Origin of the sequence: Hydrogenophaga luteola (genome assembly GCF_042648585.1) — a bacterium.
Classification (GTDB): domain Bacteria; phylum Pseudomonadota; class Gammaproteobacteria; order Burkholderiales; family Burkholderiaceae_C; genus Hydrogenophaga; species Hydrogenophaga luteola.
The window spans coordinates 313,160-335,242 of record NZ_JBHRXX010000002.1 but is presented as its reverse complement, the minus strand read 5'-3'; the positions used below and the strand labels follow the sequence as shown (position 1 = coordinate 335,242).

Below are 22,083 nucleotides of genomic sequence, written 5' to 3'. Positions count from 1 at the left end.
TGCCCGCTCGCCTGGCTGCTGTCCATGGCCGGTGCGAGCAGGCACATGCTCTGCCCGCGCGCAGGCCTTGTCCTTGAACTGGTTCAAGGACGGCCGCGCGCGGCGTCCGAACAATGGGCCTCACAACAACGGTCGGTCTGGCGGTGCAGCCGGGCCGCCACCCCACGACGGAGCGAGCCATGAACCTGGTCAACCTGATCACCCCCGCGCGGCCTGCCGCCACCGACGGCTCCGACGCGCCTCCGGGCAGGGTCACGCTGGTGGGTGCGGGCCCGGGCGACCCGGAACTGCTGACGGTGAAGGCGGTGAAGGCGCTGCAGGCGGCGCGGCTGGTGCTCTACGACCACCTGGTCAGCCCGGCGGTGCTGGAACACCTGAGCCCCGACGCGGAACGCATCTATGTGGGCAAGGAAAGCTCGCGCCACACCCTGCCGCAGGCCTCGATCATCGAATTGATGGTGCAACTGGCGCGCAGCGGGCGCCCGCTGCTGCGGCTCAAGGGCGGCGACGGCTACATCTTCGGCCGCGGCGGCGAAGAGGCCCAGGCGCTGGCCGCAGAAGGCATTCCGTTCACCGTGGTCCCGGGCCTCACGGCCGCGCAGGGCGCCGCGGCGTCGGTCGGCATTCCGCTCACGCACCGCGACCATGCGTGCTCGCTGGTGCTGGCCACCGGCCACCTGCGCGACGGCCAGGGGCTGGACATGGACTGGGCCATGCTCGCGCGCCCGCGCCAGACCGTGGTGCTCTACATGGGCGTGAACAACCTGCCCGAGATCTGCCGCCAGCTGATCTCCCACGGCCTGTCGCCGCAGACGCCGGCCGCGCTGGTCGAGAAAGCCACCCTGCCCGACGAACGCTGCATCACCGGCACGCTGGCCGAGCTGCCCGCGCTGGCGCTGCGCCACCAGGTGCGGCCGCCGGCGCTGATCATGGTCGGCGGGGTGGTGTCGGTGCGTGCGCAGCTGGTGCCGACCGCGGCGGTGGCGGTGGCGCCGCTGGCGCAGCTCCATGCCGCGGCCTGATATCAGAAAGAACGCCGCCCCAGGGGCCAGGCGGCAGCGGCTTTGATACGCTGGCGGGCCCTGTCAACCCGCCCGCCGCCACCATGCCGACCACGTCCCTGACCCTGATCTCTTCCATGGCCACCAAGGCCCTGCTGGCCGACCTGGTGGCCGCGTATTCGGCGCAGCACCCGGAGGTGGCGGTCGCCGTCACCTCGGTCGGCGGCGTCGATGCGGCCAAGCGGGTCGTGGCCGGCGAGGCCTTCGACATCGTGGCCCTGGCCTCGGACGCGATCGAAAAGCTGGCCGCCAGCGGCCACGTGGCCGGTGACAGCCGCGTGGACATGGTGCATTCGGCCGTGGCCGTGGCCGTGCCGGCCGGCGCCCCGCGGCCCGACATCGCCACCGAAGACGCGCTCAAGGCCGCCGTGCTCGCCGCGCCCACGCTCGGCTACTCCACCGGCCCCAGCGGTGTGCAGCTGGCCAGGCTGTTCGAGCGCTGGGGCATCGCCGAGCAGATCGCACCACGCATCGTCACGCCGCCGCCCGGCACCTCGGTGGGTTCACTGGTTGCCAAGGGCGAGGTCGCCCTGGGTTTCCAGCAGCTCAGCGAGATGACGGGCGTGGCGGGCATCGACGTGATCGGCGGCCTGCCCGAGGCGGTGCAGATCGTCACCACCTTCTCGGCGGCGCGCGCCACGGTGAGCGCTCAGCCGGATGCCGTACAAAAGTTCCTGTCGTTTCTGTCCAGCCCGCAGACCGCCGACCTCAAGCGCCGGCACGGCATGAAGGCCGTTTAACCCCCCACGCTCCGCCGCTGCGCGGGTCGCTGCCCCCCAGGGGGGCTGATCCGGCTTGGGGCGGCCCGGCGCCGGATCGCTGGCCATTCTTCGGCGGCACGAATGTTGCTGCCGCCCCAGGGCATGAAATCGGCCTTCTGTTTCCTCATTGCCGCCAAGCGCTGCGAAATCGCCGGCCTGCAACAGCTGGCGCTGACCAGTGCCCTGGTCAACGCCACCGGCCGCTTCATCCACGCGCTGCAGCGCGAGCGCGGCCTGTCCAACCTGTATCTCGCCTCGCAGGGCCAGTACTGGGCCGATGAGCGCCTGGCGCAGGTGGCGCGCTGCGACGAGCTGCAGGCCGAGGTGCGCGCCGCCTTCGACACCCTGGACACCGAGACCCCGCGCGCCGGCAACGGCGCCCGCCTGTTCAGCCGCATCGCCTACGTGCTGCAGGGCCTGGACGCCCTGCTGTTGCTGCGCCAGCGCGTGCAGACACAAGCTTGGAGCGCCGCCCGCGCCACCGCCGGGTACATCCGGCTGATCAACGGCCTGCTGGCCGTTGTGTTCGAGGCCGCCGACAGCGCCTCGGACCCCGACATCTCGCGCCGCCTGGTGGCTCTGTTCAACTTCATCCAGGGCAAGGAGTTCGCCGGCCAGGAGCGCGCCACCGGATCGGCACTGTTTGCGGCGGGCTGCGCGCAGGCCGACGGCCAGCAGCGCCTCCTGCACCTGATCGACTCGCAGGAGCGCTGCCTGCAGGTGTTCGCCGACTTCGCCAGCGAGCCGCTTCGCGAGGCCTGGGCCGCCGTGCAGCGTCACGACACGCAGGCCTCGCTGGAGCGGCTGCGCCGCATCCTCGCCACCTCGCTGCCCGGCGGCCCACTGGACACAGGCCTGAGCCAGATCTGGTTCGACGCCTGCACCGCCCGCATGGACACCATGAAAACGGTAGAGGACGCGCTGGCTGCCGAGCTGGAGGCCCTGTGCCACCAGCGCCTGGCGGCCGCCACCCGCGACCTGGCCGATTTCCAGAAGTGGCAGCGCGCCGAGTCGCTGGGCGAAGACCTGCCGGACCACGGCGACTTCTTCGACGAGGGGCACGCCGTTCCCGCGCCGCCGGTGAGCCTGGCGCACCCGGTGCAGGCCTACGGCCCGCAGGTGGAGCGCTCGATCCTCGAACTGGTGCACGAGCAGGCGCTGCGCCTGCAGCAGATGGGTGACGAGCTGGACATGGTCCGCGCCAGCCTGAACGAACGCAAGATCGTCGAGCGCGCCAAGGGCCTGCTGATGGCGCACCGGCAGCTGAGCGAACACGAGGCGCACAAGACCCTGCGCCAGATGGCGATGAACCAGAACCGGCGCCTGGTGGACGTGGCGCAGGCGGTGCTGGCCATGGCCGAAATCCTGCCGCCGGGTCTGCGCTGAGCCGCCCTGCTGCGGCGCACAAAAGCTGTGCCGCACCACAACAGCGCACCAGTTTGAAGCCGTCCCGGCCCCCTTCCAGCGACGGAGCCTGCTCCGCGTTCTTCGAAAAATGCAGCCAATTCAAAGAGTTACGCCTTAGCCGGAGCTAACCAGCACAAGCTGGCACGGTCCGTGCTGAGGGATGGACAACGGGACGTGCCAATGGCGGCACACCCTCCCGACCGTCTCAGGACACTCAGGACAACGGCGTCCATTTCTCGCCCCCGACAGGGGGGCCTGGAATGGGCGCCGTTTTTGTTTTTCGGTTTCCGTTTTCTGGTTTTTTCTTCACAGGAGTTGAGCATGAACGACCACCGCGCCACGACACCCGAGACCGCCGCCGCGCCCGCCGCCGACTGTGGCTCGCGCCGCGACTTCATCAAGAAGGGTGCGGCCGCCGCCACCTTCTTCTCCACCCTGGGCCACAGCGGTGTCTGGGCCGCCGGCTCCGACGCGCCGGAGAAGACCGAGGTCAAGATCGGTTTCATCCCGCTGACCGACTGCGCCAGCGTGGTGATGGCCAGCGTGCTGGGCTTCGACAAGAAATACGGCGTGACCATCGTCCCCACCAAGGAGGCGAGCTGGGCTGGCGTGCGCGACAAGCTGGTCAACGGCGAACTGGACTTCGCCCACGTGCTCTACGGCCTGGTCTACGGCGTGCACATGGGCACGGCTGGTCCCAAGAAGGACATGGCCGTGCTGATGAGCCTGAACAACAACGGCCAGGCGATCACGCTGTCCAAGGCGCTGGCCGACAAGGGCGCGGTGGACGGCCCGTCCCTGGCCAAGGTGATGGCCGCCAACCCGCGTGAGTACACCTTCGCCGGCACCTTCCCGACCGGCACCCACGCCATGTGGATGCACTACTGGCTGGCCGCCGCCGGCATCAACCCGCTCTCGGGCGCCAAGCTGATCACCGTGCCGCCGCCGCAGATGGTGGCCAACATGCGCGTGGGCAACATGGATGGCTTCTGCGTGGGCGAGCCCTGGAACCACCGAGCCATCATGGACGGCATCGGCATCACCGCCAACACCACGCAGGACCTCTGGAAGGACCACCCCGAGAAGGTGCTGGGCACCACGGCCGAGTTCACCAAGAAGTACCCCAACACGACGCGCGCCGTGATGATGGCCGTGCTCGAAGCCAGCAAGTGGATCGACGCCGGCCTGCAGAACAAGTTGAAGATGGCCGAGACCGTGGCGCAGAAGGCCTACATCAACACCGGTGTGGACGCGATCAACCAGCGCATCCTGGGCCGCTACCAGAACGGCATGGGCAAGACCTGGGACGACCCCAACCACATGAAGTTCTTCAACGACGGCAAGGTCAACTTCCCCTACCTGTCCGATGGCATGTGGTTCCTCACGCAGCACAAGCGCTGGGGCCTGATCAAGAGCCACCCCGACTACCTGGGCATCGCCAAGCAGGTCAACCAGGTCGATCTGTACAAGTCGGTTGCCAGCGCCATGGGCATCAGCGTGCCCAAGGACCCGATGCGCAGCAGCAAGCTGATGGATGGCGTGGTGTGGGACGGCAAGGACCCCGCCAAGTACGCCGACTCCTTTGCCATCAAGGCCTGACCCTTCACCAGGAGAACCACCATGGTCGCCGCCGTTTTTCATCTGCCGCTGGAGGCTTCGGCCCCGCCCGCAGCCAGCCCCACGTCCTCGCACATCGCCAAAGCCATGACCGCCTCACAAGCCAAGCCCGCCGCAGCGACCCCCGCTCCGAAAAAGCCTGCGGTCGATCTCCGCAGCTTCTGGCTGGCGGTGCTGCCCCCCGTGCTGGGCCTGGCGGTTCTGGTGCTGGTCTGGCAGGCCATCGCGTCCACATCAAACAGTGGCATACCCAAGCCCGCCGAGACCTGGGCCCAGGCGGTCGAGGTGTTCTCCGATCCGTTCTACAGCAATGGCCCCAACGACCAGGGCATCGGCTGGAACATCCTGTCCTCGCTCAAACGCGTGGCCATCGGCTTCGGGCTGGCGGCGCTGGTCGGCATTCCCGCCGGCTTCGCGATCGGCCGCTCGGTGTTCCTCAGCCGCATGTTCAACCCGCTGATCAGCCTGCTGCGTCCCGTCTCGCCGCTGGCCTGGCTGCCGATCGGCCTGCTGGTGTTCAAGGGCGCCAACCCTGCCGCCATCTGGACCATCTTCATCTGCTCGATCTGGCCCATGGTCATCAACACCGCGGTGGGCGTGCAGCGCGTGCCGCAGGACTACATGAACGTGGCCCGCGTGCTCAACCTCAGCGAATGGAAGATCTTCACCAAGATCCTGTTCCCCGCCGTGCTGCCCTACCTGCTGACTGGCGTGCGTCTGGCCGTGGGCACTGCCTGGCTGGTGATCGTGGCCGCCGAGATGCTGACCGGCGGCGTGGGCATTGGCTTCTGGGTCTGGGACGAGTGGAACAACCTCAACGTGTCGTCCATCATCATCGCCATCTTCGTGATCGGCATCGTCGGCCTGCTGCTGGAGTTCGCGCTCATCAAGCTGGCTTCCCTGTTTACCTATGAAGAGGTGAAGGCATGAACACCGCTGTCCACACGAAGTACATCGACATCCAGGGCGTCGAGCAGACCTTCAAGACCAAGAAGGGCAACTTCCCTGCGCTGCGCGACATCAACCTCACGGTGGCCAAGGGCGAGTTCGTTGCACTGATCGGCCACTCGGGCTGCGGCAAGTCCACGCTGCTCAACCTCATCGCCGGTCTGACCACGCCCACCAGCGGTGTGCTGCTGTGCGCCGACCGGGAGATCGCCGGCCCTGGCCCCGAGCGCGCCGTGGTGTTCCAGAACCATTCGCTGCTGCCCTGGCTGACCTGCTTCGAAAACATCTACCTCGCCGTCGAGCGCGTGTTCGGTGCAACCGAATCCAAGGCGCAGCTCAAGACGCGCACCGAGGAGGCGCTCGCCCTGGTGGGCCTGACCGCCGCCGCGCAGAAGCGTCCCGGCGAAATCTCCGGCGGCATGAAACAGCGCGTGGGCATCGCCCGCGCCCTGTCGATGGAGCCCAAGGTGCTGCTGATGGACGAACCCTTCGGTGCGCTCGACGCCCTGACCCGCGCCAAGTTGCAGGACGAGCTGCTGGAGATCGTCGCCAAGACCCACGCCACCGTGGTCATGGTGACGCACGACGTGGACGAGGCGGTGCTTCTGTCCGACAAGATCGTGATGATGACCAACGGACCCGCCGCCACCATCGGCGAGGTGCTGAGCGTCGAACTGCCCCGCCCGCGCCACCGCGTGGCACTGGCCGACGACCCGCAGTACCAGCAGTACCGCAAGGCGGTGATCGACTTCCTCTACACGCGCCAGGCGCACGTCGAAAAGGCCGCCTGAAGCCGGGCACAACCCACCGCTCCGTCTGGTTTTTCTGATCGGCTTTAATGGCTCACCGGCTCTGAAGCCGCAGAAAAACGAGATGGAGACAACATGCCCACAGCGACCGCTAGCGCCGATCCCGGCAAAGCCTGCCATTTCACGATGGACGCTACCCCTGAGCCCCTCCGGGCGCAGCGGTTCCAGCAGGAGATGCAGTCCACTTTTTCCATGCACCTGGCCATCAGCAGCCCGCCCACCACACCTCTGACGGCGGAGGTGCGGGGCTACTTCGGACGCAAGCTGCGTTTTGCCGCCCTGAGGTTCTCGGCCCACTCCACCGCATCCACCCGCACCCGGCACGCGAGCGAGTCGCGGCTGCTGGTGTCCTGCCACCGCCAGGGGGCCGCCGTAGTGGCGCAGGGCGGGCGCGAGAGCCGCATCGAGGCGGGCGACTTCTTCGTCATCGATCCATCGCGGCCCTTCCACATCCAGACCACTGACAGCGAGGTGCACTCGGTCTACCTGGAGCCCCAGGCCCTGCGCACGGTGCTTCCGCACTGGGACATGCTCACCGCCCGGGCCATCCGCCCCGACGTGAAGTCCGCCGCGCTGTTCACTGGGCTGCTGGACCAGCTGTTTGCCATGTCGCCCGACATCGGTGAAGAGACCGCCGACGACATCTCGGAGGCCTTGCCACACCTGCTGGCGCCGGCACTGCGCACGTTGCAGGACGAGGCAGGCGCCTCGTCCTCGCGCCTGAAGGCACTGCACCGCCAGCGCATCCTGGCCTATGTGCGCGACCACCTCTGGGACAGCCAGCTCAGCGCGCTGTCCATCGCGCGGGGCGTCGGCCTCTCCCCGCGCCATGTGTACGAGCTTTTCGACGAGCCGGGCGGCCACACGCTGATGAAGTCGGTGTGGAAACAGCGCCTGGCCCTGTGCCGCCGCGACCTGTCGGCGCCGGCCCTGCGGTCCCGGTCCATCGGCGAGATCGCCTACGCCTGGGGCTTCAGCAACGTCTCGCACTTCAGCCGCGCCTTCAAGGCCGAATTCGGCATCGGGCCGCGCGAGTTCCGCCGGGCACAGGAGCTGGCGGTTGCGGTGCCGGCGGCCCGCCACTGAGCAGCAGCGGCCCCGGCCTCGCGGGCCTCAGATGGGCTCGGCGAGGATGCGCAGCGAGCGCTCCACCAGCTCGGCCTGCTCCTTCATCGGCGCACGGGACTGCTCGCGACGCCCGATCTCCAGCGAGTTCTCCACCACCAGGCGGCAGCGCTCATAGCGCCGGTTCATGAAGCCGGCGAAGGCCGCCTCGACCGACGCGTTTCGGGCCAGTTCTTCGCCCAGCACCAGGGCGTCCTCCACCGCCATGCCCGCGCCCGAGGCCAGGTGCGGCGTGGTCGGGTGGGCCGCGTCGCCGATGAGGATCGCGCGCCCCTTCTCCCAGGGGCGCGGCAGCAGAAAGCCTTCCAGTGGTCTCAGCACCACGTGGGACGACGGATTCAGGCCCTCGCGCACGTCCCGCAGGACGCCGCCGTAGCCCGCCAGCAGGCGTTTCAACTCGCCCGGCAGCTGATCGTCCGGCAGGGCGGGCCGCTTGGGCCCCGTCTCCAGCAGAAACATGTACATCTCGTCGCGCGACACCGGTGTGAGCCCCACCTTCACCGGCCCGCCGAGAAAGAACATGCGGCGTTCCACCTCGGGCGGGCGCGGCACCGTCACGCGCCAAACGCACTGGCCGGTGTAGACCGGCCCGGGCGCCTCGGGAAACAGCAGGCGCCGGACCTTGGAGAACACCCCGTCTGCACCCACCACCAGGTCGTACCGCCCCGAGGTCCCGTCGGACAAACAGGCCGTCACCCCGTCCGCGTCCGAGTCCAGCCGGTCCACCGTCAGGCCCAGGCGCACCTGCGCGCCGCTGGCCAGGGTCTTCTCGGACAGGATGCGGTGCAGCACCGGCCGCATGATCCCGCCCGAGCCCGGCACGTCGCCGTCGGCCACGATGGGCGTGGGCACCACGTGCGACGGCGCGCCCTGCGCATCGCACACCTGGATGCCGTCGCCGGTGAAGCCTTCGCGCCGCACGGCGTCGAGGATGCCGAGCGCCCCGAAGGCGCGCAGCGTGGGACCGGTGATCGAGATGCCCGCGCCGTACACCCGCCAGTGCGGGTCCAGGTCGATCAGGTCCACCGCCATGCCGATCTTGCCCAGCGTGATGGCGGTGGACATGCCCGCGATGCCGCCGCCAACGATCAATGCCCTGCGTGTGGATGAGGTGCCCATGGTGTGCGTGAGGTGGATGCTGAAAAGGTGACTGGCCCCCCTGATGGAGGCCCTTTAGGGCATTAGGCGTGGGACGCTCGAGGGGCGTCAATGCGGCGAGGGCACTGTCGCCAGCCCAGGCAAAACGCATCGCAGGCCCAGTCAAATGGCGCTACACGGACAGAACAACATCGCGGGTTCCTTTTTCCTACGATCCACCCAGAACCTTCCCACCACAGGAGTCCCCGCCTTGAGCCACGCCGCACCGGTCGCTGACGTTGCCGACCGCCCCAAGACCCTCGACGAGTCGAAGCAATGGATGCACCAGCGGCTGGCCTCCCGCTTCCACCCGATGAACGCACTCGACCTGGACGACGGCCCCGCCTTCATCGACGGCGTGCCCGGTCTGGACGGCGCCACCTGGGGCGGCTACTGGTATGGCCTCGGCGACCGCGTGCGCAGCGAGGCCGCCCAGGCCGAACAGGCCGGTGACACCGGCCTGGCCGCGGCCCTGTACCGCAAGGCCAGCGGGCTGTTCTTCATGGGCCGGTTTCCCTGCCCCAACCACCCCGCCAAGGAGCGCTGCGCGGCGGCCGAGCGCGAGACCTACCTGGCCGGCAGCCGCCACTGGCGCGAACCCATCGAGCGGGTCGAGATCCCCTTCGCCGGCCATCCTGGCGAGGGGTCGCAGGTGGTGGTGCTGGTGCGCAAACCGGCCGGCGCGACCCGCCCGCCCGTGGTGCTGATGTGGGGCGGCGTGGACGCCTGCAAGGAGCAGATGACGGCCGCGTCCGACGCCTTGCTGGCGCGGGGCGTGGCCACGGTGGCCATGGACAACGCCGGCACGGGGGAGTCGCCCGTCAAGGGCGTGCCAGACGCCGAGCGCCAGTTCATGGCTGCGCTGCAATGGATCGCTGCGCAGCCCGACCTCGACGGCGCCAGGCCGGCCGTTCTCGGCCGCTCCTTCGGCGGTTACTGGGCCACCAAACTCGCGCACCTGCTGCCCGATGCCCTGGCCGGCGCGGTCAACTGGGGTGGTGGCGTGCACCACATGTTCCAGCCGTCATGGGTGCAGGCCTCGCGCTACCCGGACAGCTATCTGATGGAGCTGGTCGAAACCCGCAGCCGCATGCTGGGTGCCACCAACGACGACGAATACGTCGCTGGTTTCGGGCGGCTCTCGCTGCTCGACCAGGGCCTGCTGGACCGGCCCTGCGCACCGCTGCTGCTGGTCAACGGCAAGGAAGACAAACAGTGCCCGGTGGCCGACATCCACCTGCTGCTCGACCACGGCTGGCCCAAGTCGGTGCGCATGTTCCCCGGGGGGCACATGGGCCTCACGCCGATGACCCTGCCCACCATCGTGGACTGGCTGGAGCGCCAGCTCCGCCAGCGGGGCACGGCATGACGCAAAGCAACTGGCGCCAGATCATGCCGACGGCCGAGGCCTACTGGATGAACCGCGTGCTCTACGACATCCACCATGTCGACAGCCACCTGCAGCGCTACAAGGCCGACCCCGACGCGTACATGGCCGAGGTGCCGCTGGCCGCGCCCATGAAGGCCGCCATCCGGGACAACGACATCGGCGCCATGTACCTTGCGGGCGTCAACCCTTTGCTGCTGCGCGCGCACTGCCTGGGCCTGCAGATTTCCGAGGCCACCTTCGTCGCCTCGCTGCGCGCGGTGGGCCAGGATGCGAACGGGGAGGCCTCCCATGGCTGAGATCGTCTCGGTGCACGCCACCAGCCACACGCCGGTGATGATCAACTTCCCCGGCGCCATCCCGGACGAGGACCGCGAGCGCATCTTTGCCGGCTTCCGGCAGGTGGGCGAGGAGATCCGGAAGGCCCGCCCGGACGCGGTGGTCGTGGTCTCTGACGACCATGTGCACAACTTCTTTCTCGACAACCTGCCCGCCGTCTGCATCGGCGCCGCCGCCAGCTGGAAGTCGCCGGTGGAACACTGGCTCAAGATCGACCCACACGAGCTGAGGGGCAACGTGCCGCTGGGCGGGCACCTCATCACCAGCGCGCTCGAAGGCGGCTTCGACCCCGCCTTCTCGATGGAACTGACCCTGGACCACGGCACGCTCGCGCCGCTGCACCTGGCCGGCATCGCCCGCGAGGTGGTGGTGGTGCCGGTGCTGATCAACTGCGTGCAGCCACCGCTGCCACCCATGAAGCGCGCGCTGCAGTGGGGCCGCCTGCTGGGCCAGGCCCTGCGCAGCTACAGCGGCTGCGAACGGGTGTCGGTGCTGGCCACCGGCGGCCTGAGCCACGACATCGCCACCCCCCGCATGGGCCTGGTGAACGAAGCCTTCGACCGCGAGTTCCTGCGCCTGCTGGCGGCCGGTGACGACGCCGACCTGCTGGACCACGCCACCCACCGCGTGCACGAGGCCGGCAACGGCGCCGAGGAGGTGCGCACCTGGCTGGTGGCCCATGGCGTGGCCGACGGCGCCGCCTTCGACACGCTGTACTACAAGGCTGTGCCGGCCTGGTACACCGGCATCGGCCTCGGCCGCTGGCACACCGGAGGCGTCAGATGAACACCGCCCGCCTGTTCCACCGCGTGCACGGGCCAGACGGCGCGCCCGTGGTGGTGGTGCTGCACCCGCTGGCCACCCACAGCGCGCTCTGGCAACCGCAGCTGCCCGCGTGGTCCGGCCGGTTCCGGGTGGTGTGCGTCGACCTGCCCGGACACGGTCGCAGCCCGGTGCTGCCCGACGTCACCACCTTGGGCCAATACGCCGAAGAGGTCCGGTTGGTGCTCGACGCCCTGGGCGTGGACCGCGCGGCCCTGGTCGGCCTCTCGCTCGGGGGCATGGTGGCGCAGGCCTTTGCGCTCGCCTGGCCCGAACGCACCCGGGCCCTGGTGCTGGCGCACACCAGCGCCCGCACCGAACGCGCCATCCGCGACCTGTGGAGCACCCGCCTGCAACAGGCGGCCGACGAGGGCATGGCCGCGCAGGTCCCGGCCATCCTGGGGCGCTGGTTCCCGCCCGACTTCGCGGCGGTGGCGCCCATGACGCTGCAATGGGTCGCAGAGCAGATCGCGTCCACCCCTTTCGACGGCTATGCCGCGGCCATCGGCGCGATCCAGCGGCTGGACCACCTTGACCAGTTGCACCGCATCACCGCACCTGCCCTCGTGATCGCCGGTGAGCTCGACGCGGCTGCCCCGCCCGCGCTGGCCCGGCTGATGGCCGACCGCCTGCCCCATGCCACCCTGACCACGCTGCCCGACTGCGGCCACATCGGCAACGTGCAGCAAGCTCTGGCGTTCACGGAAACCGTGGGCGCCTTTCTCGTGCAATCGCTGGAGCCCCCTGCTTTCCCATAACACCGACGGAGACCACCATGACACAGCCCCCTACCTTCTCCCGCCGCCGCTGCCTGCAACTGGCGGCGGCCACGCTGGCCTCGGCCGGCGGCCTGCCCTGGGCACGCGCGCAGGGCGGCGCAGCGCCGTCCGAGCTCGCGCGCATCGTCGTCGGTCCCCCGCCCGGCACCCTGGTCGACCTGTTCGCGCGCCGAGTGGCCGAAGCCATCGCCCCAGGCTACGCGCGCACCGTGCTGGTCGAGAACAAGGTGGGAGCGGCCAGCCAGATCGCGGTGTCGACGGTGAAGGCCGCCGCCGCGGACGGCAACACCATCCTGATGACGCCGATGCCCATGATGGGCATCTTTCCCCACACCTACCCCAAGCTGCCCTACGACCCGGTGGCGGACTTCGTGCCGGTGTCCATGGGTGGGGTGTTCGACCTGGCGTTCGCGGTCGGCCCCATGGTGCCCGCCAATGTGGCCACCATGGCGGACTTCTTCAAGTGGTGCAAGCAGAACCCTGGCGCGGCCAACTTCGGCTCGCCCGCTGCCGGCTCCACGCCCCACTTCGCGGGAAGCATGGCCGCCCGCTCGGCCGGCGCCGAACTGACCCACGTGCCCTTCCGTGGCACCCTGCCGGCGATCCAGGACATGGTCGGTGGCCAGATCGCCGCGGTGTGTGCGCCCCTGGGCGACTTCCTCCCATTCGTGGCCGGCGGCAAGTGCCGCCTGCTGGCCACCACGGGCGAAAAGCGCAGCCGCTTTGCACCCGCGGTGGCCACCTTCTCCGAGCAAGGCTTCAAGGAGGTGGTGCTCGACGACTGGTTCGGCTTCTTCCTGCCCGCCAAGACGCCCGCTGCCAGGGTGGACGCTCTGAGCACGGCACTCAAATCAGCGCTGAGCAGCCCAGTGCTGATCAAGGCCATGGAAGAGCGCGGTCTGGACCTGCGATGGACGAGTTCCGCTGACTTCGAGACACGCCTCAAGGCGGACATCGACAAGTGGCGCCCCATCGTCAAATCGTTCAACTTCACCGCCTCCACCACCTGACGCATGAAATCACGCCTTCCCTTGCCGGACGTGAACCGGCTGAACGAAGACCAGCGGGCGGTGTACCGGTCCATCATGGCGACCCGGGGCAACCTCAGCGGTCCCTTCCTGGCCTGGATGCACAGCCCCGCGCTGGCCTCGCATGCCGAGAAGCTAGGTGCCTTCTGCCGCTACCAGACCGGGTTTGCGCTGGTGGAGTCGGAGATGCTGATCCTGCTCGTGGCGGCCCGTTTCCGCTGCATCGGCGAACAGCAGATCCACGAGCCCATCGCCGAGCAGGCGGGGCTCTCAGCCGACCAGATCGCGGACATCCGCGAACGGCGCCCGGTGCGCCTGGCCACTGCGCGGCTCACGGTGATCCATGCCGTGGCAGAGGAACTGCTGGAGAGCAACCGCGTCGGTGACGGCCTCTATGAAGAAGGCGTGCGCGAGCTGGGCGTGCGCGGCATGGTCGAGCTGGTCGGCATCGTGGGCTACTACAGCCTGGTGGCCATGACGCTGAACGCCTTCGACATGCGCATGGCGTAGTGCCGCGGCGGCGGTCGGCAAGTGACCAAGAAGGGGCATGCGGCGGCGCATGCCCCTTCTTGTCCTCGCCAATCTCACCAGTCTGGTGCATCGGGTCGCAGCAGCGGCGGGCACAAAGCTTGCAAGACCCCACGCCGAAGGCTGACGAAGGCCTTCCCCCTCAGTGCCCGCCGCGCCAGCGGCTGCCCCGGCACCATCGTGTCCGCACACGCCAGCACTGGCGACCCGCGGACGCGGTGATTTCCTTCCCCGACTGCCCACACCAGACCACCACCATGGCCGGATTCCGCTCGTTCCTCCAAAGTGGCCACACGCCCACGCTGTTCGCCGCCTTCTTCTACCTGATGTTCTCCTTCGTCATCTGGGTGATGAACGGCGCCATGGCCCCCTTCATCAGCGAGGAGTTCAACCTCACCGCCGCGCAGAAGGGCCTGCTGCTGTCCATCCCCATCGTGGCCGGTGCCATCATGCGCTTCCCCCTGGGTCTGCTGGCGCAGTACGTGGGCCGCAAGACCGCCACGCTGGTCGAGCTGAGCCTGATCACGCTGACCATGGCCTTCGGGTACTTCTTCGTACACAGCTACGACGACCTGCTGAAGATGGCCCTGCTGCTGGGCGTGGCCGGCGCCAGCTTCGGCGTAGCCATGTCGCTGGGCGCAGGCTGGTACCCGCCGAAATACAAGGGACTGGCCATGGGCCTGGTGGGTGCGGGCAACGTCGGCACTGCCGTGGCCGCCCTGCTTGCACCGCCGCTGGCGCAGCGCTACGGCTGGCAGACCGTGTACGGCTTCGCCGCCCTCGCCTCCTTCGTGCCCATGCTGGTGGTTCTGTTCATGGCCAAGGAGCCGCCCGACCGCGACGAACACGCCAACCTGAAAGACCACCTGGCCTGCCTGCTGGAAAAAGACGGCTGGGTGTTCAGCCTGATCTACGTCGTCACCTTCGGTGGCTTCATCGGCATCACCACCTTCCTACCCACCTACTACTACGACCAGTTCGGCGTGAGCAAGGTGCAAGCGGGCCAGCTCACCATGCTCGCGGCCTTCATGGGCGCCGCGGTGCGCGTCTTCGGCGGCTGGATCTCGGACCACTGGGGCGGCGTCAACACCCTGACCGTGGTGCTGGTGGTGGTGGCCGTGGCGCTGGTGGGCGTGGGCCTGTCCTCGCAGTCCATCGTGCTCACCACGCTGCTGCTCATCGTGTGCTTCGCTGCACTGGGCGCGGGCAACGGCGCGCTGTTCCAGCTGGTGCCGCTGCGCTGGCCCACCTCCACCGCCGTCGCCGGCTCCATGATCGGAGAGATCGGGGCCCTGGGCGGCGGCCTGGTGCCTATGCTCATGGGCCAGTCCAAGCAGAACACCGACAGCTTCCTCACCGGCTTCATCGTGCTGGCTGTGTTCTCGCTGCTGATGCTGGGGGTGATGCGCAAGATGCAGGTGCGCTGGACGCGCACCTGGGCGGAGAAGGGTGGGCGGGCGCGCACGGCCTGACATCGCCGGTTCACCGGCGGCCCGGACGGACGGGGTTGTGAAGCCCCCTCAGTCCGGCGCCACCGACAACACCGCATACGCCGCCTGCAGGCGCTCGTCGTAGCGCTGCCTGAACGCCGCCACAGCCTCTGGGGTCCACTCTGCAAACCCAGCGCCGCTCTTCATGCCGGTGCGGCCCTGCTTCACCAGATCGGCCACGCAGGCCGGCGGGGTGTCGATATTGGACAGGCTGGGATAGACCGAGGCACCGGAGGCGACGTGGGTGTCCCAGCCGGACATCTCCTTCTGCGCCATGGGGCCAAGCGCGGCGAAGCGGAAACCGAAGCCAAAGCGCACCGCGTCGTCGATGTCCTGAGGAGTCACGATGCCCTGGTCTACCAGCGAAAGGGCCTCGCGCATCAGCGCGTGTTGCAGGCGGGTGATGAGCAGGCCGGGGATGTACTGCCTGATCAGCGTGGTCTTCTTGCCGGTGGCCTGGATGAGGCGGCACACACCTTCGGCCAGCGGCAGGCTCGTGTTGGAACCCAGCGCCACCTCCACCATGGGCACGATGTGTGCAGGCATGGAGTAGTGCACGTTGAGCATGCGGGCGGTGGTGCTCAGGCATTCGGTCATTTCGTCAATGCCATGGCCCGAGCTGTTGCTGCCGATGGGGATGTGCGGCGGCACGCGGCGGTCCAGATCTGCGAACAGCGCACGTTTGGCGGCCAGGTCCTCGCTGATGGTTTCGATCACCAGGGCCACACCGTCCCAGTCGTTCCATGCGTTCAGGTCGGCGGCCACCAGCGAGCCGGTCGGCTGGGCCGCTGACAGCGTAGCGGCCAGTGCACTGATGGCAGGCCACCGCATTTGCAGTCTGGGCATATCGCGGCCGAGCAGTACCACGGGGTGACCAGCGGCACTGAAGATGGCAGCGATGCCGGCGCCCATGTGGCCGGAACCGATGATCACGATGGTGTTGTTCATGCGCTGAGGCTTTGGTTGGGGCGGACTGGACAGAATACCGGCAGATTCGTCCAGCCGGCGGCACGGCGGGCGTGCTGAGCGCGGTCCTCTAAAATCGCTGGTTGCCCGGGCGCCGTTCGGCGCCCGTTTCTTTTTCCGGACCATCCTCATGACCACCTCGCGCATCGACGGCGTCGCCGTCACCACACAGGCCAATGTCTACTTTGACGGCAAGTGCGTCAGCCACGGCATCACTTTTCCTGACGGAACCAAGAAGTCTGTGGGTGTGGTGCTGCCCGCCACCCTGACGTTCAACACCGGCGCGCCCGAGATCATGGAATGCGTGGCCGGCGGCTGCGAATACAAGCTGGCCGGCACCGACGCCTGGCTCAAGTCCGGCCCGGGCGAGCAGTTCAGCGTGCCCGGGAACAGCAGCTTCGAGATCCGCGTGACCGAGGCCTACCACTACATCTGCCATTTCGGTTGATCCGCGGCTGATTCAAACGAGAGCACGAGAGCACACACATGGCCACCATCCTCCAGAACCTGCCCGCCCAGCAGAAAGTCGGCATCGCCTTCTCCGGCGGCCTGGACACCTCCGCCGCCCTGCTGTGGATGAAGCAGAAGGGCGCCCTGCCCTACGCCTACACCGCCAACCTGGGCCAGCCCGACGAGTCGGACTACGAAGAGATTCCGCGCAAGGCCATGGCATACGGCGCTGAAAAAGCCCGGCTGGTGGACTGCCGCCTGCAGCTGGCGCACGAAGGCATCGCTGCCATCCAGTGCGGCGCCTTCCACATCAGCACCGGCGGCATCACCTACTTCAACACCACCCCGCTGGGCCGCGCCGTCACCGGCACCATGCTGGTGGCCGCCATGAAGGAAGACGACGTCCACATCTGGGGCGACGGCAGCACCTTCAAGGGCAACGACATCGAGCGCTTCTACCGCTACGGCCTGCTGACCAACCCCAGCCTGAAAATCTATAAGCCCTGGCTGGACCAGCGCTTCATCGACGAGCTGGGCGGCCGCAAGGAAATGAGCGAGTTCTTGATCGCCAATGGCTTCGACTACAAGATGTCGGTCGAGAAGGCCTACAGCACCGACAGCAACATGCTGGGAGCCACGCACGAGGCCAAGGACCTGGAGCACCTCAACAGCGGCATCCGCATCGTCAACCCCATCATGGGCGTGGCGTTCTGGAAGCCGGAAGTCGAGGTGAAGGCCGAAGAAGTCACCATCCGCTTCGAGGAAGGCCAGCCAGTCGCCCTGAACGGCCAAACGTTCGACTCGCCGGTGGACCTGTTCCTCAAGGCCAACGAAATCGGCGGCCGTCATGGCCTGGGCATGAGCGACCAGATCGAGAACCGCATCATCGAAGCCAAGAGCCGCGGCATCTACGAAGCCCCCGGCATGGCGCTGCTGCACATCGCCTACGAGCGCCTGGTCACCGGCATCCACAACGAAGACACGATCGAGCAGTACCGCATCAACGGCCTCAAGCTCGGCCGCCTGCTCTACCAGGGCCGCTGGTTCGACCCGCAGTCCATCATGCTGCGCGAAACCGCCCAGCGCTGGGTGGCCCGCGCCGTGACCGGTGAAGTGACGCTGGAACTGCGCCGCGGCAACGACTACTCCATCCTCAACACCGAGTCGCCCAACCTGACCTACGCGCCCGAGCGCCTGAGCATGGAGAAGGTGGAAGACGCGCCGTTCAGCCCGCTGGACCGCATCGGCCAACTGACCATGCGCAACCTGGACATCACCGACACCCGCGCCAAGCTGGGCATCTACGCCCACACCGGCCTGCTGTCGATGGGCGACGGCACCGCGGAGATCTTCAAGCTCGAAGGCGGCAAGTGAAAGCGGTGCGGCACCCGGGTGGGTGCTGCATAGCGAAGTAAAGGAGGAGGTTCCGGCATCGCCGGAACCGGGGGACATGAGCGGCGCAGCACCTACCCGGGTGTTGCGCCGCTTTCGCTTGCCCTCAGAGGACGACAGGCTCCGGCTCCAGCCGGATGCCAAAGCGCTCGTACACGCTGGTCTGGATCGCCTTGGCCAGGGTCATCACCTCGCCGCCCGTGCAGGGGTGCTCGGCGTCCCCCTTGTTGACCAGCACCAGCGCCTGCTTCTCGTACACGCCGGCATGGCCCATGGTCTTGCCCTTCCAGCCGCAGGCGTCGATCAACCAGCCGGCGGCCAGCTTGATGCTGCCGTCGGGCATTGGGTAATGCACCACCTTCGGATCGCGCGCGATGATGTCGGCGCATTGCTCGGGTGTCACCGTCGGGTTCTTGAAGAAGCTGCCGGCGTTGCCGATGACGGCCGGGTCGGGCAGCTTGGCGCGGCGGATCGCCACCACCCAGTCGAAGATCTGGCGCGCATCGGGCTGGCGGATGCCTGTCTCGTCCATCTTGCGCTCCAGGTCCAGGTAGCCCAGCACCGGCTTCCAGGGTTTGGGCAGCCAGAAGCGCACGCGCGTAATCAGCGCCCGGCCCTTCAGGCCAAAGCTCCTGTCGTCCGAGGGCGCGTGCTTGAACACCGAATCGCGGTAGCCGAAACCACACTGGGCGGCATCCAGCGAAAACACCCGTCCCGTGTCCAGGTCCATCGCGTCCAGCGAGTGGAACCGGTCCTGCAACTCGACGCCGTAGGCACCGATGTTCTGCACCGGCGCTGCCCCCACCGTGCCCGGGATGAGCGCCATGTTCTCCAGCCCCGGCCAGCCCTGCTCCAGCGTCCAGCGGACGAAGTCGTGCCAGCCTTCTCCGCCGCCGGCCTCCACCAGCCAGCCCCGGGCCGTCTCTTCGACCAGCCGCCGCCCGGCGATCTCCACCTTGAGCACCAGGGCCTTGAGGTCCCCCGTCAGCACGAGATTGCTCCCACCGCCCAGCACGAACACAGGGTGTTCCGCCGATGGTTGCCGCCAATCGGCACTCGCCATCAGACCGAGCAGGTCATCAACGGAGCGCAGACGAACGAGGCGTTGCGCGCGCGCGGCGATGCCGAAGGTGTTCATCGGCTGGAGGGCGACATTGTTCTCGACTAACATCCGCGGATTGTCTCATTCACGCATCCGGGAGTTCCACTCATGCCCTCTTTCGACACCGTTCTTGAAGCCGATTTCGTGGAAGTGAAAAACGCGGTCGACCAGGTTGCCAAGGAGATCGGCACTCGCTTCGATTTCAAGGGCACCAGCGCCGGCATCGAGCTCAAGGAGAAGGACAAGGAAATCACCCTGTTCGGTGACGCCGACTTCCAGCTCCAGCAGGTCGAGGACATCCTGCGCAACAAGATGACCAAGCGCAACGTTGACGTGCGCTTCCTGGACATCGGTAAGGTCGAGAAGATCGGCGGCGACAAGGTCAGGCAGGTGGTCAAGGTGCGCAATGGCATCGCCAGCGAAGACGCCAAGAAGATCCAGCAGACCATCAAGAACAGCAAGATGAAGGTGCAGGCCGCCATCCAGGGCGACGCGGTGCGCGTGACTGGCGCCAAGCGCGACGATCTGCAGGCTGCGATGGCCCTGATCCGCAGCGAACTCAAGGAACTGCCGCTGGGTTTCAACAACTTCCGCGACTGAGCGGCACCGGGACCCTCGCTTCATGCGCAGCCTCTTCCGCCCTGTCCCAGCGCTGGTCCTGGCGCTCCAACTTGTGCTCGGCGGGCCTGCCATCGCCGGCGTGTTCAAGTGCAAGGGCCCGGACGGCACCACGGTTTTTCAGGACAGCGAATGTGGTCCTGGCAGCCAACCGCTGCAGGCGCCGAAGGCTGGCAACAGCGCCCCGGTCGATCTGACCCAGCCGCTGGACAAGCGCTTCAAGACCCCCGAGGAAAAGGACCGCCTGATGGCGGCGCTCAAGATCGCGGGGCTTGATCTGGGCATGCGCAAAGGCATCGAGTTCTGCAAGACCCACGCAGCCACCCATGTGGCCGGCATCGAGCAGGTCTACAGCGAGTGGCGCCAGCAGCACGCGGTCGTGATCGGCACCGCCGACCGGCTGATCGAGAAGTACACCACCACGCGCGAGCGCACCGATGGCGTCAGTGACATCGTTGCCCTGCTGGAGCAGTCCCTTCAAACGCGGGCTGGCAACGATGCGGCGCGCAACACGGACAACTGCAAGAGCGCTCCGGTCAAGCTGCGCTCCTTCCTGAACAACCGCCACACCGACATCTATTCGGCGGTCGGCAGCGGCCGCTGACACACACCTCACAGGGACACATGTCGATGAAGCCAGCCTTTCACGCAGCGTCGACCGCCCTGCTCCTGGCCCTGCTCGCGGGTCAGGCAATTGCCCAGACCTCTCCACAGGTGGCACTGTCTGGTGTGTCCGGGCAGAAGGCCTTGCTCGTGGTCGACGGCGCTGCACCGAAGTTCCTGGCTGCGGGACAGACCCACCAGGGCGTGAAGCTGCTGTCGGTGCACGGCGACTCGGCCACTGTGGATATCCTGGGGCAGCGGCATGTGCTGCAGGTGGGCGCGGCACCAGTGAGCGTGGGCAAGGGACGCTTGGACGGCGGGGGGCAGCGCATCGTGCTGACCGCCGACTCCAGCGGCCACTTCCTGCCCGATGGCCAGATCAACGGCAAGTCGGTGAAGTTCATGGTGGACACGGGCGCCACCACGGTGGCACTGGGGGCCGCCGAAGCGCAGCGCATCAACCTGAAGTACGACCACGGGCGGCGCATCCAGATGAGCACCGCCAATGGCCTGTCCACCGGCTACCTGATCCGGCTGGCCTCGGTGCGGGTGGGCGATGTCGTGGCCTACGACGTGGACGCTGTGGTTTCGCCGCAGCCCATGCCCTTCGTTCTGCTGGGCAACAGCTTCCTCAACCGCTTCCAGATGCAGAAGAACAACGACCAGCTGACGCTGGAGAAACGTTTCTAGACCTGCGCAGCGGTCACGACGATCTCGATCTTCCAGGCCGGATCGGCCAGCGCGGCCTGCACCGTGGCGCGCGGTGGCGCGGCGCCCGGCACCACCCAGGCGTCCCAGACCTCGTTCATGGCCCCGATCTCGCGGATGTCGGTCAGGTAGATCTGCGTGCGCAGGATGCGCGACTTGTCGCTGCCCGCTTCCTTGAGCCGTTGCTCGACCTGGGCCAGCACGTCGGCGGTCTGGCTGTGGATGTCGGTGGCCTCGCATTCCGGCACCATGCCGGCCAGATAGACCACGCCGTTGAACACGGCCGCTTCGCTGTAGCGCGCGGCCATGCCGTGGCGCTGTATGTCTCGGGTGGTGTCGTGGCTCATGCTTTTTTTGCTCCCAGCTTGCTTTCCTTGCCTGCGAGCAAGCGGTTGATGTTCTCCGCGTGCCGCCAGATCAACAGCAGGGCCATGAGCGCCAGCGCGAGCACCTGGGTCGACGGCGCGGTCCACGCCACGTGGTTGCCAAACAGAAAGAACGTGGGCGCGAAGATGGCCGTGACCATGGACGCCAGCGACGAATAGCGGAAGGCATAGGCCACGATCACCCAGGTCAGCAGTGAGGCCAGCCCCAGCCAGGGGTTGAAGCCGATGATCACGCCCGCCGCAGTGGCCACGCCCTTGCCGCCTTCGAAACGGAAGAACACCGGCCAGAGGTGGCCGATGAAGGCCGCGAGCCCGACCAGGGCCACCGTGCCATCGCCCAGGCCCCAGGCCTCGCCCCACCATTTCACGGCCACCACTGGCACCCAGCCTTTGAGCGCGTCCAGCAGCAGGGTGAGGATGGCCGCCTTCTTGCTACCCGAGCGCAGCACGTTGGTGGCGCCCGGGTTCTTGCTGCCATAGGTGCGGGGGTCCTGCAGCCCCATGAGATGGCTGACGACCACGGCAAACGACAGCGAGCCGATCAGGTAGGCCACGACGGTGGCAATGGTGGGGTTCAGGAATTCCACGTTCGACGTCCTTGTTGACACCGCGCTGCGGCG

The 22,083-nt window shown here is 67.8% G+C and carries 24 protein-coding genes; 19 read left to right on the top strand and 5 right to left on the bottom strand.

Annotation, left to right across the window (positions count from 1 at the left end; translation table 11 throughout):
* The first annotated feature begins 179 nt into the window (after positions 1 to 179).
* The 7 genes from cobA to ACFOPI_RS05335 all read left to right on the top strand — a co-directional run bounded on the left by cobA (position 180) and on the right by ACFOPI_RS05335 (position 7,689).
* Positions 180 to 1,022: a uroporphyrinogen-III C-methyltransferase gene (cobA, locus tag ACFOPI_RS05365; protein WP_382171805.1), complete on the top strand. Its 843-nt coding sequence runs from the start codon at positions 180 to 182 to the stop codon at positions 1,020 to 1,022.
* 83 nt (positions 1,023 to 1,105) lie between these two features.
* Positions 1,106 to 1,801: a substrate-binding domain-containing protein gene (locus ACFOPI_RS05360; RefSeq protein WP_382171803.1), complete on the top strand. Its 696-nt coding sequence runs from the start codon at positions 1,106 to 1,108 to the stop codon at positions 1,799 to 1,801.
* Positions 1,802 to 1,924: 123 nt separating this feature from the next.
* Positions 1,925 to 3,208, top strand: a complete 1,284-nt coding sequence (locus tag ACFOPI_RS05355; RefSeq protein ID WP_382173062.1) for a nitrate- and nitrite sensing domain-containing protein — start codon at positions 1,925 to 1,927, stop codon at positions 3,206 to 3,208.
* Between the two features lie 342 nt (positions 3,209 to 3,550).
* Positions 3,551 to 4,828, top strand: coding sequence for a CmpA/NrtA family ABC transporter substrate-binding protein (locus ACFOPI_RS05350; protein ID WP_382171800.1), 1,278 nt, complete (start codon positions 3,551 to 3,553; stop codon positions 4,826 to 4,828).
* A 21-nt stretch (positions 4,829 to 4,849) separates the two neighbouring features.
* Positions 4,850 to 5,776, top strand: coding sequence for a nitrate ABC transporter permease (ntrB, locus tag ACFOPI_RS05345; RefSeq protein ID WP_382171797.1), 927 nt, complete (start codon positions 4,850 to 4,852; stop codon positions 5,774 to 5,776).
* Positions 5,773 to 6,585 carry an ABC transporter ATP-binding protein gene (locus tag ACFOPI_RS05340; protein WP_382171794.1) on the top strand — a complete coding sequence of 271 codons (813 nt, stop codon included), beginning with the start codon at positions 5,773 to 5,775 and terminating at the stop codon, positions 6,583 to 6,585. Before ntrB ends, ACFOPI_RS05340 begins: the two co-directional genes overlap by 4 nt.
* Before the next feature lie 93 nt (positions 6,586 to 6,678).
* Positions 6,679 to 7,689 carry a helix-turn-helix domain-containing protein gene (locus ACFOPI_RS05335; RefSeq protein ID WP_382171792.1) on the top strand — a complete coding sequence of 337 codons (1,011 nt, stop codon included), beginning with the start codon at positions 6,679 to 6,681 and terminating at the stop codon, positions 7,687 to 7,689.
* Positions 7,690 to 7,716: 27 nt separating this feature from the next.
* On the opposite strand, the gene ACFOPI_RS05330 is transcribed toward ACFOPI_RS05335, so the two are convergent.
* Positions 7,717 to 8,847, bottom strand: a complete 1,131-nt coding sequence (locus ACFOPI_RS05330; RefSeq protein ID WP_382171789.1) for an FAD-dependent oxidoreductase — start codon at positions 8,845 to 8,847, stop codon at positions 7,717 to 7,719.
* A 229-nt stretch (positions 8,848 to 9,076) separates the two neighbouring features.
* Here ACFOPI_RS05330 and ACFOPI_RS05325 point away from each other — a divergent pair, with 229 nt between their 5' ends.
* The 7 genes from ACFOPI_RS05325 to ACFOPI_RS05295 all read left to right on the top strand — a co-directional run bounded on the left by ACFOPI_RS05325 (position 9,077) and on the right by ACFOPI_RS05295 (position 15,220).
* A complete protein-coding gene (locus ACFOPI_RS05325; RefSeq protein ID WP_382171786.1) occupies positions 9,077 to 10,234 on the top strand; it encodes an alpha/beta hydrolase family protein in 1,158 nt (385 codons plus the stop codon).
* Positions 10,231 to 10,551 carry a subunit of meta cleavage enzyme gene (locus ACFOPI_RS05320; RefSeq protein WP_382171783.1) on the top strand — a complete coding sequence of 107 codons (321 nt, stop codon included), beginning with the start codon at positions 10,231 to 10,233 and terminating at the stop codon, positions 10,549 to 10,551. The genes ACFOPI_RS05325 and ACFOPI_RS05320 overlap by 4 nt, the downstream gene beginning before the upstream one ends.
* On the top strand, positions 10,544 to 11,377 hold the full coding sequence (locus tag ACFOPI_RS05315) for a DODA-type extradiol aromatic ring-opening family dioxygenase (protein ID WP_382171781.1): 834 nt from the start codon (positions 10,544 to 10,546) through the stop codon (positions 11,375 to 11,377). Before ACFOPI_RS05320 ends, ACFOPI_RS05315 begins: the two co-directional genes overlap by 8 nt.
* Positions 11,374 to 12,171 carry an alpha/beta fold hydrolase gene (locus tag ACFOPI_RS05310; RefSeq protein ID WP_382171778.1) on the top strand — a complete coding sequence of 266 codons (798 nt, stop codon included), beginning with the start codon at positions 11,374 to 11,376 and terminating at the stop codon, positions 12,169 to 12,171. The genes ACFOPI_RS05315 and ACFOPI_RS05310 overlap by 4 nt, the downstream gene beginning before the upstream one ends.
* 17 nt (positions 12,172 to 12,188) lie before the next feature.
* Complete coding sequence (locus tag ACFOPI_RS05305; RefSeq protein ID WP_382171775.1) at positions 12,189 to 13,202, top strand: Bug family tripartite tricarboxylate transporter substrate binding protein; 1,014 nt, start codon at positions 12,189 to 12,191, stop codon at positions 13,200 to 13,202.
* Between the two features lie 3 nt (positions 13,203 to 13,205).
* Positions 13,206 to 13,730, top strand: coding sequence for a carboxymuconolactone decarboxylase family protein (locus ACFOPI_RS05300; protein ID WP_382171773.1), 525 nt, complete (start codon positions 13,206 to 13,208; stop codon positions 13,728 to 13,730).
* Between the two features lie 275 nt (positions 13,731 to 14,005).
* Positions 14,006 to 15,220: an MFS transporter gene (locus tag ACFOPI_RS05295; RefSeq protein ID WP_382171770.1), complete on the top strand. Its 1,215-nt coding sequence runs from the start codon at positions 14,006 to 14,008 to the stop codon at positions 15,218 to 15,220.
* Positions 15,221 to 15,268: 48 nt separating this feature from the next.
* Here ACFOPI_RS05295 and ACFOPI_RS05290 read toward each other — a convergent pair whose 3' ends face one another.
* The gene (locus ACFOPI_RS05290; RefSeq protein ID WP_382171767.1) at positions 15,269 to 16,186 is read right to left on the bottom strand and encodes a 3-hydroxyacyl-CoA dehydrogenase NAD-binding domain-containing protein; all 918 of its coding nucleotides are present in this window, start codon (positions 16,184 to 16,186) and stop codon (positions 15,269 to 15,271) included.
* A 148-nt stretch (positions 16,187 to 16,334) separates the two neighbouring features.
* Between ACFOPI_RS05290 and ppnP the strand changes: the two genes are divergently transcribed.
* Positions 16,335 to 16,652, top strand: coding sequence for a pyrimidine/purine nucleoside phosphorylase (gene ppnP / locus ACFOPI_RS05285; protein WP_382171765.1), 318 nt, complete (start codon positions 16,335 to 16,337; stop codon positions 16,650 to 16,652).
* Between the two features lie 38 nt (positions 16,653 to 16,690).
* Positions 16,691 to 18,028, top strand: coding sequence for an argininosuccinate synthase (gene argG / locus ACFOPI_RS05280; protein WP_382171763.1), 1,338 nt, complete (start codon positions 16,691 to 16,693; stop codon positions 18,026 to 18,028).
* 124 nt (positions 18,029 to 18,152) lie between these two features.
* Here the strand turns inward: argG and murB are convergent, their stop codons facing one another.
* Positions 18,153 to 19,217, bottom strand: a complete 1,065-nt coding sequence (gene murB / locus ACFOPI_RS05275; protein WP_382171760.1) for a UDP-N-acetylmuramate dehydrogenase — start codon at positions 19,215 to 19,217, stop codon at positions 18,153 to 18,155.
* 39 nt (positions 19,218 to 19,256) lie between these two features.
* Here murB and ACFOPI_RS05270 point away from each other — a divergent pair, with 39 nt between their 5' ends.
* The 3 genes from ACFOPI_RS05270 to ACFOPI_RS05260 are packed head-to-tail and all read left to right on the top strand — an operon-like array spanning position 19,257 to position 21,059.
* Positions 19,257 to 19,748: a YajQ family cyclic di-GMP-binding protein gene (locus ACFOPI_RS05270; RefSeq protein ID WP_382171758.1), complete on the top strand. Its 492-nt coding sequence runs from the start codon at positions 19,257 to 19,259 to the stop codon at positions 19,746 to 19,748.
* A gap of 22 nt (positions 19,749 to 19,770) precedes the next feature.
* The gene (locus tag ACFOPI_RS05265; protein ID WP_382171755.1) at positions 19,771 to 20,370 is read left to right on the top strand and encodes a hypothetical protein; all 600 of its coding nucleotides are present in this window, start codon (positions 19,771 to 19,773) and stop codon (positions 20,368 to 20,370) included.
* Positions 20,371 to 20,396: 26 nt separating this feature from the next.
* On the top strand, positions 20,397 to 21,059 hold the full coding sequence (locus tag ACFOPI_RS05260) for a retropepsin-like aspartic protease family protein (protein WP_382171752.1): 663 nt from the start codon (positions 20,397 to 20,399) through the stop codon (positions 21,057 to 21,059).
* On the opposite strand, the gene ACFOPI_RS05255 is transcribed toward ACFOPI_RS05260, so the two are convergent.
* Both ACFOPI_RS05255 and plsY read right to left on the bottom strand, forming a co-directional pair.
* Positions 21,056 to 21,424 carry a RidA family protein gene (locus tag ACFOPI_RS05255; RefSeq protein ID WP_382171749.1) on the bottom strand — a complete coding sequence of 123 codons (369 nt, stop codon included), beginning with the start codon at positions 21,422 to 21,424 and terminating at the stop codon, positions 21,056 to 21,058. The genes ACFOPI_RS05260 and ACFOPI_RS05255 overlap by 4 nt on opposite strands.
* A complete protein-coding gene (plsY, locus tag ACFOPI_RS05250) occupies positions 21,421 to 22,050 on the bottom strand; it encodes a glycerol-3-phosphate 1-O-acyltransferase PlsY (protein ID WP_382171746.1) in 630 nt (209 codons plus the stop codon). Before plsY ends, ACFOPI_RS05255 begins: the two co-directional genes overlap by 4 nt.
* Positions 22,051 to 22,083: the final 33 nt, after the last annotated feature.

Bases quoted from the DNA above. Each gene is read 5' to 3' on its own strand.
- ACFOPI_RS05335 (WP_382171792.1), top strand. From the start codon at position 6,679: ATGCCCACAGCGACCGCTAGCGCCGATCCCGGCAAAGCCTGCCATTTC.
- ACFOPI_RS05255 (WP_382171749.1), bottom strand. From the start codon at position 21,424: ATGAGCCACGACACCACCCGAGACATACAGCGCCACGGCATGGCCGCG.
- ACFOPI_RS05305 (WP_382171775.1), top strand. From the start codon at position 12,189: ATGACACAGCCCCCTACCTTCTCCCGCCGCCGCTGCCTGCAACTGGCG.
- ACFOPI_RS05295 (WP_382171770.1), top strand. From the start codon at position 14,006: ATGGCCGGATTCCGCTCGTTCCTCCAAAGTGGCCACACGCCCACGCTG.
- cobA (WP_382171805.1), top strand. From the start codon at position 180: ATGAACCTGGTCAACCTGATCACCCCCGCGCGGCCTGCCGCCACCGAC.
- ACFOPI_RS05290 (WP_382171767.1), bottom strand. From the start codon at position 16,186: ATGAACAACACCATCGTGATCATCGGTTCCGGCCACATGGGCGCCGGC.
- argG (WP_382171763.1), top strand. From the start codon at position 16,691: ATGGCCACCATCCTCCAGAACCTGCCCGCCCAGCAGAAAGTCGGCATC.
- ACFOPI_RS05360 (WP_382171803.1), top strand. From the start codon at position 1,106: ATGCCGACCACGTCCCTGACCCTGATCTCTTCCATGGCCACCAAGGCC.
- ppnP (WP_382171765.1), top strand. From the start codon at position 16,335: ATGACCACCTCGCGCATCGACGGCGTCGCCGTCACCACACAGGCCAAT.
- ACFOPI_RS05350 (WP_382171800.1), top strand. From the start codon at position 3,551: ATGAACGACCACCGCGCCACGACACCCGAGACCGCCGCCGCGCCCGCC.
- ntrB (WP_382171797.1), top strand. From the start codon at position 4,850: ATGGTCGCCGCCGTTTTTCATCTGCCGCTGGAGGCTTCGGCCCCGCCC.
- ACFOPI_RS05300 (WP_382171773.1), top strand. From the start codon at position 13,206: ATGAAATCACGCCTTCCCTTGCCGGACGTGAACCGGCTGAACGAAGAC.
- ACFOPI_RS05265 (WP_382171755.1), top strand. From the start codon at position 19,771: ATGCGCAGCCTCTTCCGCCCTGTCCCAGCGCTGGTCCTGGCGCTCCAA.
- ACFOPI_RS05260 (WP_382171752.1), top strand. From the start codon at position 20,397: ATGAAGCCAGCCTTTCACGCAGCGTCGACCGCCCTGCTCCTGGCCCTG.
- ACFOPI_RS05310 (WP_382171778.1), top strand. From the start codon at position 11,374: ATGAACACCGCCCGCCTGTTCCACCGCGTGCACGGGCCAGACGGCGCG.
- ACFOPI_RS05340 (WP_382171794.1), top strand. From the start codon at position 5,773: ATGAACACCGCTGTCCACACGAAGTACATCGACATCCAGGGCGTCGAG.
- ACFOPI_RS05315 (WP_382171781.1), top strand. From the start codon at position 10,544: ATGGCTGAGATCGTCTCGGTGCACGCCACCAGCCACACGCCGGTGATG.
- ACFOPI_RS05355 (WP_382173062.1), top strand. From the start codon at position 1,925: ATGAAATCGGCCTTCTGTTTCCTCATTGCCGCCAAGCGCTGCGAAATC.
- ACFOPI_RS05330 (WP_382171789.1), bottom strand. From the start codon at position 8,847: ATGGGCACCTCATCCACACGCAGGGCATTGATCGTTGGCGGCGGCATC.
- ACFOPI_RS05320 (WP_382171783.1), top strand. From the start codon at position 10,231: ATGACGCAAAGCAACTGGCGCCAGATCATGCCGACGGCCGAGGCCTAC.
- murB (WP_382171760.1), bottom strand. From the start codon at position 19,217: ATGTTAGTCGAGAACAATGTCGCCCTCCAGCCGATGAACACCTTCGGC.
- ACFOPI_RS05270 (WP_382171758.1), top strand. From the start codon at position 19,257: ATGCCCTCTTTCGACACCGTTCTTGAAGCCGATTTCGTGGAAGTGAAA.